Source organism: Sphingomonas canadensis, from assembly GCF_026013525.1.
GTDB lineage: Bacteria > Pseudomonadota > Alphaproteobacteria > Sphingomonadales > Sphingomonadaceae > Sphingomonas > Sphingomonas canadensis.
On sequence record NZ_JAPDRA010000001.1, the window covers coordinates 670,206 to 683,743 of the forward strand.

Annotated in this window: 10 protein-coding genes; all 10 read left to right on the forward strand. The window is 67.5% G+C overall.

Annotated elements, in window-relative coordinates:
- The first annotated feature begins 90 nt into the window (after window positions 1–90).
- Complete coding sequence (locus OM513_RS03260) at window positions 91–1,233, forward strand: hypothetical protein (protein ID WP_264942695.1); 1,143 nt, start codon at window positions 91–93, stop codon at window positions 1,231–1,233.
- On the forward strand, window positions 1,226–4,873 hold the full coding sequence (locus tag OM513_RS03265; protein WP_264942696.1) for an ORC-CDC6 family AAA ATPase: 3,648 nt from the start codon (window positions 1,226–1,228) through the stop codon (window positions 4,871–4,873). Before OM513_RS03260 ends, OM513_RS03265 begins: the two co-directional genes overlap by 8 nt.
- Window positions 4,874–5,123: 250 nt before the next feature.
- Window positions 5,124–7,151, forward strand: a complete 2,028-nt coding sequence (locus OM513_RS03270; protein ID WP_264942697.1) for a conjugal transfer protein TraG — start codon at window positions 5,124–5,126, stop codon at window positions 7,149–7,151.
- 3 nt (window positions 7,152–7,154) lie between these two features.
- Window positions 7,155–7,559 (forward strand): CopG family transcriptional regulator, encoded by a 405-nt coding sequence (locus tag OM513_RS03275; protein WP_264942698.1) that lies wholly within the window; start codon window positions 7,155–7,157, stop codon window positions 7,557–7,559.
- A complete protein-coding gene (locus tag OM513_RS03280) occupies window positions 7,556–8,425 on the forward strand; it encodes a P-loop NTPase family protein (protein ID WP_264942699.1) in 870 nt (289 codons plus the stop codon). The genes OM513_RS03275 and OM513_RS03280 overlap by 4 nt, the downstream gene beginning before the upstream one ends.
- Window positions 8,426–8,431: 6 nt before the next feature.
- Window positions 8,432–9,169 (forward strand): P-type conjugative transfer protein TrbJ, encoded by a 738-nt coding sequence (gene trbJ / locus OM513_RS03285; protein ID WP_264943032.1) that lies wholly within the window; start codon window positions 8,432–8,434, stop codon window positions 9,167–9,169.
- A 119-nt stretch (window positions 9,170–9,288) separates the two neighbouring features.
- Window positions 9,289–10,587: a P-type conjugative transfer protein TrbL gene (gene trbL / locus OM513_RS03290; protein ID WP_264942700.1), complete on the forward strand. Its 1,299-nt coding sequence runs from the start codon at window positions 9,289–9,291 to the stop codon at window positions 10,585–10,587.
- Between the two features lie 3 nt (window positions 10,588–10,590).
- Complete coding sequence (gene trbF / locus OM513_RS03295; protein WP_264942701.1) at window positions 10,591–11,394, forward strand: conjugal transfer protein TrbF; 804 nt, start codon at window positions 10,591–10,593, stop codon at window positions 11,392–11,394.
- 38 nt (window positions 11,395–11,432) lie between these two features.
- On the forward strand, window positions 11,433–12,338 hold the full coding sequence (gene trbG, locus OM513_RS03300) for a P-type conjugative transfer protein TrbG (RefSeq protein ID WP_264942702.1): 906 nt from the start codon (window positions 11,433–11,435) through the stop codon (window positions 12,336–12,338).
- On the forward strand, window positions 12,335–13,537 hold the full coding sequence (locus OM513_RS03305) for a TrbI/VirB10 family protein (protein WP_264942703.1): 1,203 nt from the start codon (window positions 12,335–12,337) through the stop codon (window positions 13,535–13,537). The genes trbG and OM513_RS03305 overlap by 4 nt, the downstream gene beginning before the upstream one ends.
- Window position 13,538: the final 1 nt, after the last annotated feature.

Genomic DNA, 13,538 nt, shown 5'->3' on the forward strand with positions numbered 1-13,538 from the left:
CGTGCTCGACGGTGCACAGACGTTTGCGGGCGCTCATGAACAAACAGAGCCCAAACGCACAGTGCAGGATCGCGCGGACGAGGAAGAACGATGCACGCCGATTACGTTGAGGTTGTAGACAGGGCGGTTCACGGAGGGCTTCCGCTTGGCCAAATCGCGGACCTCGCCATCCGGCTGGCGGCATCCGGCAACCGCCTCGATCTCGCACAGGCCGACACGGCCGACATCGCGTCGACGGGCGGTCCTACCAGCCTATCGACTCTGTTGTGCCCTCCGATGCTCGTCGCGATCGGCCGGCGCGTGCCGAAGCTGGGGGTTCCGGGACGTCCGGCCGGCGGAGTCGACGTGCTCGGCACGATTCCCGGGTACCGGACGGCTCTCGACGTGGTCGCCGCCGAACAGGTGCTTGCGATGTGCAACTACGTCCATATCGATGCCGGCGCGAGCTTCGCCCCGGCGGATGCGGCGCTCTTTCGATATCGCCAACAAGTAGGAGCGCAGGCGGTCCCCGATCTCGCAATCGCCAGCCTGTTGTCGAAAAAGATCGCGGTGGGGGTCAAGCGGGTCGGTCTTGAGGTGAGAGTGGCCGACCACGGCAATTTCGGCTCCGATTTCGCAGAAGCGAGGCAGGCCTCCCGTAAATTCTGCGATGTGGCGCGCATTCTCGGCATGGACGCGGTTTGCGTGTTAACCGATGCGAGCCGGCCGTTTCAGCCGTTCGTCGGCCGTGGCGAGGCGTTGTTGGCTTTCAAGCTCGTCTTGGACGGCGAGGAAAACGACTGGCTCGCCGAGCACCTCGATGTCTGCACCACGATGGTGTCCACGATTGGGGGAGCAGTGGAGGTCGATCGCCGAGCGATGTCCAGCGCCGCCATTCGGAACATAGAAGCGCAGGGCGGGTCCGAACGCAGGTTTCGAGAATATGCGAACGAGATTGCACGCCGTCACGGTCGACCGCTCATTGCCGAGGCGGCAGGATATGTCCGCTACGACCTCGGCAAGCTTCGCAATGCTGTCATCCAGGCGCAAGGTGCGTCGGCCGGCTATGCGGATGACGCCGGCGTGATTCTCAAGGTCCGCGCCGGCGATCGTGTCGAGCCCAAGGAAGAGTTGTTGTCCGTACGTTGCCCGGAGGCTGCACGGCTGACTTTCGAAGCCGCGCTGCGGAGCGCGATTGAAATCGACGCGACGCCGACAGGCTCGCCGGCGGCAATGGAGTTTGTGCATGTCTGAAAGTGGAAAATACTGCTGCTTCAACTGCCCCTCCAACGATTATTCGCGCAAGCGGCTGTCGGACAAATGTCCGACCTGCGACCAGGAATACGGCTTTCCGCTGACCTCGGCGCCGACCAAGATCGACAAGTTCGAGATCGAACGGCCATTGGGGCGAGGTTTTTACGGAGCTGCGTTCGTCGGAAGGCGCGCCGGCCCGATCCGGCCGCAACGCGTCCTCAAGGTCACCCCAAAGGCGATGTACGAAAAGTTGGGCAAAGACTTCGAGGAAGAAGTTCGCCGTCATGCCGAGGTCGCTGCGGGTGCGGAGTTCATTGTCGGCGTGGAGGACATGTTCGATGCGGACGTCGACTTCGGCGGCACGGTGCTCCCGTGCCACGTGGTCGAGCTGGCCTATGTCGACGGGGAGCCGTTGGAAGAGTATTTATCCGGCCGCTTGCCTCTCGGCGCTGCGCAGGCTGCTCAGATCGCATGCGACCTGTTCCGGTTGCGCGACGAATTCGAGCTTCGTCTCAAGCACCATAACGACCTGCACGCGGCAAATATCGTCGTAGAACGACTGCCGAAGGCATCCTGGCGCCGAGGCGATGCGATCGAGCCGGGTTTGCGGGCGAAGGCGATCGATTTGGGATCCGTGGCGCCGGACCGTCGCTCGGGAGGCATCCATGTCGGCGACATCCATTGGATCGGCGAGCATCTGCAACGGATGGCCGAGCGCCTGCTCATGGAGGGCGAGGAGGCCGCCGATCTCGACAAACGGGTCGCGCTCAAGCTGCTGGGGATCGCGCAATCGTTGGCTGCAACCACCGAAAATCAGCGCCCTCCCTCGGCCGAGGACATGGTCCGCCTCATTCGTACCGAATATCATAAGGTGGCGGAGCCGTGGCGACCCTGGCGCGAGAACCTCGTGCTGCGCCGCTTCGAGGAGTCGTACAACGCGCAGACGATGGACGCCTGGTACGTCCCACAGCTGCTCGTCGATCCCGAGAATACTTGGGTCGACAGAGTGAGCGCCCCTGGCCCCCTGGTCATGACCGGCATGCGAGGGTGCGGCAAGACGATGCTGTTGCACTCGGTCCAGTTTCATGCCCGCGCCGCGGTCCGATCGGGAGAGGGCGAGGCGGACGCGATCAATCGTATCAAGCAGGACAAATATGTTGGTCTGTTCGTATCCGCGCAGCGGCTGATACCGATACGGAAGGACGAAGCTCGACCGTCCGCCGAGCAGTTGTTCGCACGGCTGGTGGTCGCATATGCGGCGGCCGCAGCGCGTGCTTTGGCGCACCTCGACGACCTCGACCCCACTGCGGTCGAGCCGGACGCGGCTGCGGCGATCGCGCGGGCGGTCTCCGAGGTTCTCGAGCCGGCTCCAAGTATCCCGGAGCCAGCTACGATCGAGCAGTTGGAGCGCTCGCTCGTGGACCTTTTGGTTCGGCTCAGCCGGGTCGACAGCGAATATCGCATCGCAACCACGCCTGCCATCGCATTTCCGCATCTCGCTTCGGCGGTTCGCGCTTCCGCTGCGGTCTGGCGCAACGCGCAGGTGCTGTTCCTGCTGGACGACGTGTCGACACGTTATCTCGACACAAGCCGGATCGAAGAGCTGTTGTCGGCACTAATCTTCCAGAACGCCGACTGTGCGTTTAAGCTGACCTCTGAAGCGCAGACAATCTTTCTCACGCTCAAATCGCCCGGTGAGCTGCATCCGGCCGCTGCGGGACGCGACTTTCAAACTTTCGATCTCGGTGCCGAGGTTTATGAACGGTTGAAGCGGCCGGGCGGAGGCAGGGATTTCGTCAACGCGATCCTTAAGGCACGTTCCCGCTTCAATCCCGGTCACCCGAACGCCGAGCCGAAGGACGTGCTGGGCGACATCGATCTCGAATCGATAGCGCGTGGTATCGTCAGCACCCAGCCGACATCCGGCGACCGCAAGAAGTTGTATCGCGGGTTGAGCGCCCTCACCGGCGTGTGCGTCGGCGACATTGGGAGCGTCATTCAAATCTATCAAGCGATCATCGCGCGCGGGAGCAAGGAGCTTCCCGTGCCGCCGCAGCATCAGAGCGCCGCGTTTCAGGATTTCTGCGCGCGCTATCTGTACCATCTCGATCGCCGTGACAGCGATTTGAAGGCGGTGGCGATGAGCTTCGCCGAGGCATCCTATCATCTTCTGATGCAATCGGGAAAAGACCCCGCGTCGAAGCGACTGCGGCAGTACACGTCGATCTATGTGAGGATCACGTCGGGCGACGTCGAGGAGCAGATGGCGCGGCTTCGCGAACTCGTCGATGCGGGCGTATTCGTGTTCACCGGCGCGGCGCCCCGAACGAAGACGCGCGACTCGAATCCTACGCAACAGTTTCAGCTGTCGTACCGCAAGCTTTACGGTCTGGTGAACTCAATCGGTCTTGCAGAGCGCGATCGGTTTGAGCTCTCGGGTGAGGGCCTGGAAGAATGGCTTCGCAATCCCAAGGCCGGCAAGGAAATCCTCCTTCGCAACTTGGTCACCGCGGATTCGTGGGACGAGGCCGACGAGGCGGCGGTTCCATCGGTCGAGCGGCCGCGTGAATTCTTCCGAACTCCACCTGTGCAGCTGATCTTCCCCGACACGTCGCCCACTCAGGAGGTGGGCGCCGAGCCGATCGTTTCCTCCGCGCTTGAAATGCCGTCGGTCCGGCGATTTGGACTCGATGAAATGCGCGACACTGTCGACATGCTGCTGGTCGGCTTGGGCTTTGAAGATCGAACGCCGATATCCTTCGACCGCTTGCTTGACGCCACCCGCCCCCGGCGAATTTTGGCCGCCCGGTACGCAGTGGCGGGACACGCGGACGCCATGCTTGCAAGGGCCGCAAGCCGAGGCATAGAGGTCGAAGAACTGTCCTACGACGCGATTCGTAGCGGACAGCTGCCCAAACTCGAAGGCGAGGTGGTGGTCGACATTACCGGTCTCGCCAAGCCCGCGCTTTTCAAGATTGTGCGCGCGGGCCTGCTGGAGCGCCGTTCACTCACAATCGCCTACACGGCAGCCGAGCTATATTCGCCGAACGAAGCCGAGCTTCAGGCAGTGCTGGACGCTCATGCATCATACAATCGGCACGAAACGCTTGCCGCCCTCAAGTCCGTGCTCACCGGGGAACAGGGCCCCTATCGCCCCATTTCCCTGCTCACGACCGAAAGTGACGGTACCCGCAAGCGCGGGCTGTGTGCGTTCGCGTCCGCGAAGCACGAGCGAATCCTGCATCTGATGGAGGCGCGGGAATACGATACGGTCGAGCTGCTGGTCGACGCAGCGGACACCGCCCGCGCCAAGGTCGCAGAGATGGCGGGGCGCGTAGCCCTTGAAGAGAGCCGGGCCGGCGAATTGGTGTCGGCGGACGCCTCCGATCTCGAAGCCGTCCTGTCGATCATCGCACGCACGCACCAGAGTTGGTATGTCGACGGGGGCTTCAATTTCGAGCTGGGGCTGACGGGTAACAAGGTTCAGGCGACTGCGGCCGCGATCTTGGGATCGATCCTTCCCGTCAACGAAGCCTGGTACGTAGCGCCCGCGACGTTCGATGCGGGCCGATTCACCCAGGGAGTGGGTGCGACCACGCTCTACCAAATCGAGCGTCGCGATCCGCTAGCCGAAGCATGACCGACAGCTCTCCGAACTGCGACCGATAGGAGTTGAGTGAAGGCCAGCCCAGACCCCCGCTCAGGGAAGCGAATACCTAGATTGTCAGGCAAATGTCATCGCCATTCAGATTTCATACCTCCAGGCGAAGTCAGCTGAGATTCACCGGAGAGGTCTCCCGGTACCCTAGCGAGTATCTGATCCCGGACGCCCAATTCACTGAGATTCGCGGCTGAGCCCGAGCGGATGAGTCGCGCGGGCGGAGGCCCGCATGACTCCGACCAAACTGCTCCTCGGTCAGATTCTTCTCGTCTTCGCGATCGTGATCGCGGGGATCTGGTTCGCGACGCAGTGGGCGGCGGCGCAGCTCGCGTATCAGCCCGAGCTCGGGCCGGCATGGTTCACGTTGCTCGACCGGCCGATCTATCGGCCCTGGGCGATCTTCCCCTGGTGGTACCACTTCGACGCCTATGCGCCGCACGTGTTCGATCGTGCCGGCGCCATCGCGGGTGCGAGCGGCTTCGTCGGCTGCGGAACCGCGATCGCCGGGTCGCTGTGGCGCGCGCGGCAGCGCCGGAATGTCACGACCTACGGCTCGGCACGCTGGGCGACACCCCGTGAAATCGAGCGGGCCGGCCTCTTCCGCGACACGGGCGTATTCCTCGGGCGCTCGAGCGCGCGCTATCTGCGCCACAGCGGTCCCGAGCACGTCATGGCGTTCGCGCCGACCCGCTCGGGCAAGGGCGTCGGGCTGGTCGTGCCGACCTTGCTCGGCTGGACGGGCTCGGCCGTCATCCACGACATCAAGGGCGAGAACTGGCAGCTGACCGCGGGCTGGCGCGCGCGCTTCTCGCACTGCCTGCTCTTCAATCCGACCGACGCGCGCTCGGCCTGCTACAATCCGCTGCTCGAAGTTCGCCGCGGCGCATGCGAGGTCCGCGACGTCCAGAACATCGCAGACATCCTCGTCGATCCCGAGGGCGCGCTCGAGCGGCGCAACCATTGGGAGAAGACCAGCCACTCGCTGCTCGTCGGCGCGATCCTCCACATCCTCTATTCCGAGGAGGAGAAGACGCTCGCGCGCGTCGCGACCTTCCTCTCCGATCCGCAGCGCTCGTTCGCGGCGACGCTGCGGGTGATGATGACCACCAATCATCTCGGGACCGGCGACGGCCCCCAAGTCCATCCCGTGGTCGCGAGCGCCGCGCGCGAGCTCCTCAACAAGTCCGACAACGAGCGCTCGGGCGTGCTCTCGACCGCGATGAGCTTCCTCGGGCTCTACCGTGACCCGACCGTCGCGGCCGTCACGTCGCGCTCCGACTGGCGCGTCGCCGACCTCGTCTCCGCCAAAGCCCCGGTCTCGCTCTATCTGGTCGTACCGCCCTCGGACATCAGCCGTACGAAACCGCTGATCCGGCTCGTGCTCAACCAGATCGGGCGCCGGCTGACCGAGGATCTGCCCAGCGCGGGCGCGCCCAAGCGGCAGCTGCTGCTGATGCTCGACGAGTTCCCGGCGCTCGGGCGCCTCGACTTCTTCGAGACAAGCCTCGCCTTCCTCGCCGGCTATGGCGTGCGCGCCTTCCTGATCGCCCAGAGCCTCAACCAGATCGAGAAGGCGTACGGCGAGCACAATGCGATCCTCGACAATTGTCACGTCCGTATCGCGTTCGCGACCAACGACGAGCGCACCGCCAAGCGCATCTCCGACGCGCTCGGCACCGCGACCGAGCAGCGCGCGATGCGCAACTATGCCGGTCACCGGCTCGCGCCCTGGCTCGCGCACGTCATGGTCAGCCGGCAGGAGACCGCGCGTGCGCTGCTGACGCCGGGCGAAGTGATGCAGCTGCCGGCGCATGAGGAGCTGGTGCTCATGTCGGGCACGCCGCCGATCCGCGCGAACAAGCTCCGCTACTACGAGGATCGCACTTTCACCGAGCGGGTGGTCTCGCCGCCGGTGCTGGCGAGCGGCGGCTTTGCCGACCGTCCGGCACCGCGCGGCGACGACTGGTCCGAGCGCAAGGCCGAGGTCGATGCACGCCTCGCCGTCGCCAACGATGCCGAGCCCGACGCGTCCGCCTCCGGAGGGCGCGACCAGGAACGCCATCCGGGCATCGAGCAGCCGTTGCCCGCTCCCGAACCCGCCGCGGTGCCTGATCCGCTGGGGCTCGGCGACGAGGACGGGGACACCGCCTCGGACCAGCGCGCGATGGATCAGGCGCGCGCCACGGGTGTCGCGCGCGCGGTCTATGCGATCGACGCCGACCCGCGGCACGGCCACGACCTGGTGCTGGGGGACTGAGCGATGCCGCAGAAGGTCCGCTACCAGCTCTTCGTCCCGCTCTCGCTGAGCGAGCGGCTCGAGGCGCTCGCCGCCAAGCCCGGCGCGACGCGCTCGGCGCTCCTCGCGCAGGCGCTCGAGTCCTGGCTCGACCGCCGCGGCACTTCCGAACTCGACGAGCGGTTCGGGGTCCGGCTCGACCGCATCTCCTCAAGCCTCGCGCGGATCGAGCGCGGGCAGGAGATCCTACTCGAATCGCTCGCGCTGTTCATCCGCTACGAACTCGCGATCCACGCGCCGCTCGCCGAGAACGACCATGCCGGCCGCGCACTCGCGCGCGAGCGGTTCGAGGCCTTCGTCAGCCAGGTCGGCCGCCAGCTCGCCGCCGGCAAGCGCACCCTCGCGCCGGCCACGGAGAGCGAGCGATGAGCGGCGCGCTCTCCGCCGACCGGCAGCGCGCGATGCTGCGGACCGCGATGGGCCCGGCGATCGCCGCCGCGCTCAGTGATCCGCTGGTGGTCGAAGTGATGGTCAACCCCGACGGCGCGCTCCGGCTCGACCGGCTCGGCGAAGGGCGGACCGACACCGGCGTCCGGCTCGACCCCGCCCAGGTCGAGCGTATCATCCGGCTCGTCGCGAGCCACGCGCGCACCGAGGTGCATGGCGGCGCGCCGATCCTCTCGGCCGAGCTACCACCGCATGGGCAAGGCGCAGGCGAACGCTTCGAGGGCGTGCTCCCGCCGGTCGCGCTCGCTCCCTGTTTCTCGATCCGCAAGCCGGCCGCGCGCATCTACGGGCTCTTCCTCGACCATCCGCTGTTCGCGCAGCGCATCCGCGAGTGGCTCAAGACGCTGCGCAAAAAGAACGTCGCCGTGCTGTTCGCGACCCAGAGCCTCGCCGACATCGCCGCGAGCACCATCGCGCCCGCGATCATCGAGAGCTGCCCCCAGCGCATACTGCTCCCCAACGACCGCGCGATCGAACCGCAGAGCCGGCAAGCCTATGAGCGGTTCGGCCTCAACGAGCGCCAGATCGAGCTCGTCAGCCGCGCGACTCCCAAGCGCCACTATTACCTCCAGTCGGCGCGCGGCAACCGCCTGTTCGAGCTGGGGCTCGGTCCGATTGCGCTGGCGCTGTGCGGCGCTTCTGATCCCGCCTCGCAGGCGCGGATCGACGCGATCCTTGGCCAACACGGCGCCCACGACTTCGCTGCCCGCTTCCTCGAATCCGCCGGCCTCGACTGGGCAGCGCCGCTCCTGGCCGGCTTCCCGCAACCCCCCTCGTCCCCGGAGTAACCCGTGATGCGTACCTGCTCGTTCAAGAAGTTCCTGCTCGCCTCGGCGCTCGGCATCGCCTGCACTGCGGTCGCCACGCCTGCCTCGGCGCAGATCAGCGTGTTCGATCCCACCAACTATTCGCAGAACCTGCTCTCCGCCGCGCGCGCACTCGAGCAGATCAACAACCAGATCCAGTCGCTCCAGAACGAAGCCGCCATGCTCCAGAACATGGCCAAGAACTTGAAGCCGACCGACTTCCCGCAGCTCCAGGCATTGACCGAGCGGCTGAAGCAGATCGACCAGCTGATGGCGCGTGCGCAGGCGGTCGACTTCCGCGTCGACAGCATCGACGACCAGCTCCGCAAGCTGTTCCCGCAGGGCTTCGACCAAGCGCTGACGTCGAACGCGCAAGTCCAGGCCGCCAAGGCCCGCCTCGACGCACAGATGGCCGCCTATCAGCAGACGATGCGCGTGCAGGCGCAGGTGGTCGAGAACGTCCGCGCCGATGTCGAAACGCTGAACGCGATCACCGCGCGCAGCCAGGGCGCCGAAGGCGCGCTTCAGGTCGGTCAGGCGACTAACCAGCTGCTCGCGCTCCTCGCCAAGCAGCAGCTCCAGATCCAGAACCTGATGGCGGCGCAATACCGCGCCGAAGCGATCGAAGCCGCGCGGCGCGCCAAGGCCGAGGCAGACGCGCGCGCCGCCACCAAGAAGTTCCTCGGCTCCGGCAGCGCCTACACGTCCCAGCCCCCGGGCAACTAGGCGCGGCCGACCGGCGGCGGCGTGCTTTCGCCTCGCGCGCCGCCGCCCGCCGCGGGGCGTCCCGCCGCTCCCCTCGGGGCGCCCCGCGGCATCCCAGCTCGATCAAGGACACGCGACACGTGAACGACCTCAACGTCATCGACCGGTTCATGGCCGACTTCATCCGCTACATCGACAGCGGGTTCGGCCTGCTGGGGCCCGACGTCGCCTTCCTGACGACGACCCTGATTGGCATCGACATCACGCTCGCCGGGCTGTTCTGGGCGATGGGCGGCGACCAGGACGTGCTCGGCCGCCTCCTCAAGAAGATCCTCTATGTCGGCGCCTTCGCCTTCATCCTGAGCAGCTTCCCGACGCTCGCCGACATCATCTTCCGCTCCTTCGCGCAGGCCGGCCTGACCGCCGGCGGCGGCACGCTTTCGCCCGACGAGCTGCTCAAGCCCGGTCGGCTCGCCGGCACCGGCTTCTCCGCCGCCTGGCCGCTGCTCGAACAGGCGTCGGACATGATGGGGTTCGTCAGCTTCTTCGACAATTTCCTGACGATCGCGGTGCTGCTGTTCGCCTGGGCGATCGTGATCGTCGCCTTCTTCATCCTCGCGGTGCAGATGTTCGTGACGATCCTCGAATTCAAGCTAACCACGCTCGCGGGCTTCATCCTCGTGCCGTTCGCGCTGTGGAACCGCACCAGCTTCCTCGCCGAGCGCGTGCTCGGCAACGTCGTGAGCTCGGGCATCAAGGTGATGGTGCTGGCCGTGATCGTCGGCATCGGCGCCAATTTCTTCGCCGAATTCACGTCCGCGCTCCAAGGCCAGGAGCCCGACATCGGCCAGGCGATGAGCCTGGTGCTCGCCGCGCTCTCGCTGTTCGGCCTCGGCATCTTCGGCCCCGGCATCGCGTCGGGCCTGGTGTCGGGCGCGCCGCAGCTCGGCGCCGGCGCGGCGGTCGGCACCGTCGCAGGCACCGCCGGCATGACGATGCTGGCCGGTGGCGCGGCGGTCGCGGGGGCGCGGGCGCTCGGTGGCGCAGCGCTCGGCTCGGTGCGCGCCGGGACCGCCATGGGATCGGCCGCGTCGACTGCCTACCGGCTCGGCCGCGAGACCGCGGCTGAGCCCAGCGTCGCAGCAGGCCTGAGCGGCGTCGCGCGGGCGGCCGGCAATGCGGCGCGAAGCCGCGCATCCAGCGCGCTGGGCTTAAGCGAAGCCGTGGAGAGCGGGCGGACCGCAGCATGGAATGCGCTCAACGACACCGCTCCCGCTTCGGCTGCGCCCGCTGCTGCGGGCGGCATGCCCGGCTGGGCGCGTCAGATGCGCGAGCAGCAGAGCGCGCGCCATCACCGGCAGATCGCGCTGCACACCCTCAGGGGCGCCGACCGCGGCGGCGCCGCCGCCATTCCCGACATTAAGGAAAGGGACGATTGAGCCATGATCTTCAAACGCAGCGTCCAGCGCTACGGACGCACCCCCGAACCCGAGACACCCTTCCAGCGCGCGGGGCAATTGTGGGACGAACGCATCGGCTCCGCACGCGTCCAGGCGCGCAACTGGCGGCTGATGGCGTTCGGCAGCCTCGCGCTCGCCGGGAGCTTCGCCGGCGCGCTCTGCTGGCAGTCGCTCCAGAGCCGCGTCGTCCCCTATGTCGTTGAAGTCGACAAGCTCGGCGAACCGCGCGCGGTGAACGAGGCCGACAGGGCCTACCGGCCCACCGATCCGCAGGTCGCGTGGCACCTCGCGCGCTTCGTCACCAGCGTCCGCTCGGTATCGCTCGACCCGGTGCTGATGCGCCGCGACTGGCTTGCGGCCTATGACTTCGCGACCGAGCGCGGCGCGCGTTTTCTCGACCAATATGCCCGCGCGGCGCAGCCCTTCGCGCGCATCGGCGAGCGCACCGTCTCGGTCCAGGTGACGAGCGTCGTGCGCGCGTCCGACCGCTCGTTCCAGGTCAAATGGACCGAGAGCGCGTTCGAGCGAGGATCGCCCGCCGGAAGCGCGCGCTGGACCGCGATCCTGACGGTCGTGGTCCGGCCCCCGGCCAGCGCCGACGTGCTGCGCAAGAATCCGCTCGGCGTCTATGTCGACGCAGTCGACTGGAGCCGCGAGCTCGACGCGCCGGCGCCCCAGCCCTCCGCGCCGCCTTCGCAACCGCCCGCAAACCTGCCGCTCGGATCGCCGCTCGACCCGAACCTCGGCGCCACTCCCGCTCCCGCCCCGATGGAGAATCCGTCATGAGATATGTGCCCCATTTCTGCGCGCCGTTTGTGCTGCCTATGCTGCTCGGCGCAGCGCCGCTCCAGCAGTCGGCGGCATCACTCGCACCAGCCCCGGCGCAATCCCGCCAGGAGGCCGGCGCCGCCGTTCCGAAAGCGGCACCGCCGCGTGCTGCGGCGCGCCCTGCGCCCAAGCGCCGCGCGGCGCGTCCGGGCGCCGCGCGCGTCGCCGCCGCCAATGCCGCGGCGGTTCGCGAGCCGGTCCGCGAGAATTACGTCAATGCGATGCAGGTCTATCCGTTCAGCGACGGGGCGATCTACCAAGTCTATGCCGCGCCCGAGCGCGTCACCGACATCGCGCTTCAGCCGGGCGAGACGCTGGTCGCGGTCGCGGCGGGCGATACCGCGCGCTGGGTGATCGGCGACACCAGCAGCGGCAGCGGCGCCGAGCGGCGCACGCACGTGCTGGTCAAGCCCTTCTCGAGCGGGCTCGCCACAAACCTCGTCATTACCACCGACCGTCGCAGCTACCATCTCTCGCTGACGAGCACGCGCGGCGCGGCGATGGCGAGCCTGTCATGGACCTATCCCGCCGACGCGCTGATCGCACTCCAGCGCTCGACTGCCGAAGCGGACGCCGCCGCACCGGTCGCGCAGGGCTTGGCGGTCGACCAGCTCCGGTTCGACTATACGATCAGCGGCGACAAGCCCGACTGGCGTCCGCTGCGCGCCTTCGACGACGGGCGGCAGACCTTCATCGAATTCCCCGAGAGCATCGCTGTCGGCGAGGCCCCGCCGCTGTTCGCGATCGGCGCCGAAGGCGATGCCCAGCTCGTCAACTACCGCGTCCGCGGCCGCTTCTACATCGTCGATCGACTGTTCGACCGCGCCGAGCTCCGCCTCGGCACGAAGAAGCAGAAGGTTGTACGGATCGTGCGCGGCACGAAGCGGGGGAGGCGGTCGTGAGCGAGCTTCCCGAAGCCGCGGCGGCGCCCAAGGCCGACCCCGAGACGCTAGTGATCCGGGCGCAGCCGGCGCGCGCGATCCGCTTCCGGCGCGGCGTCATCATCGCCGCCGCGGCGATCGCGTCGCTGGCGCTGATGGTGATCGCCTGGATGGCGCTTAAGCCGGTGAGCTTCAGCGGCGCCGGCGCCCCGGAGGAGCGGGTCCGCACCGACAATCGCGCGCCGGCGGACACATTGAGCGGGCTGCCTTCCTCCTATGGGGACGCACCCCGGCTCGGTCCGCCGCTTCCCGGCGACCTCGGCAAGCCCATCCTCGACCACCAGCGCGCGATGGCCGCGGAGGGCTCGCCGGCGCCCCAAGCGCAGGACACCACCGAGCATGACCGCCGCCTCGCCGAGGCCAAGGCTGCGCGCGAATCCCCACTACTCGCGGCGACGGGCGCGCGATCGGCGGCCTCCGGTGCAGCCCAAGGCACGGCCCCGATTCCGGCGAACACCGCGCCCGCTCCGCCTACGGACGGCGACCGCGTTGCGCTCGATCCCGCCCGCGATCCCAATGCGCAGCAGCGCAAGATCGACTTCGCGTCGGGCCGCGACACCGGCGCCGCGGTCAATCCGCATCGCCTCGAGGTGCCCGCATCGCCCTACATGCTGTCCGCCGGCAGCGTGATCGCGGCGAGCCTCATCACCGGCATCCGCTCCGACCTGCCCGGGCTGGTGACCGCGCAGGTGACGGAAAACGCCTTCGACAGCGCCACCGGCCGCATCCTGCTCATTCCACAGGGCGCGCGGCTGATCGGCACTTACGACAGCGTCATCGCCTATGGCCAATCGCGCGCGCTCGTCGTGTGGCAGCGAATCGTCCTGCCCGACGGTGCCTCGATCCGGATCGACAACGTGCCGGCGACCGACCCGTCCGGCTACACCGGACTTGCCGACAAGGTGGATTTCCACACTTGGTCGCTGCTCAAGGGCATCGCGCTTTCGACGGTGCTCGGCGTCACGCCCGAGCTCGCGCTGTCGGGCGGGGGCGACCTCGTCGATGCGATCCGTCGCTCGAGCCAGGACAATGTCGCGCGTGCCGGCGACCAGATCACCCAGCGCAACCTCCAGGTCCAGCCGACCATCACGATCCGGCCCGGCGCGCCGGTGCGGCTCGTCGTCCACAAGGATCTCATCCTCGCGCCATGGCGCGGTTAGG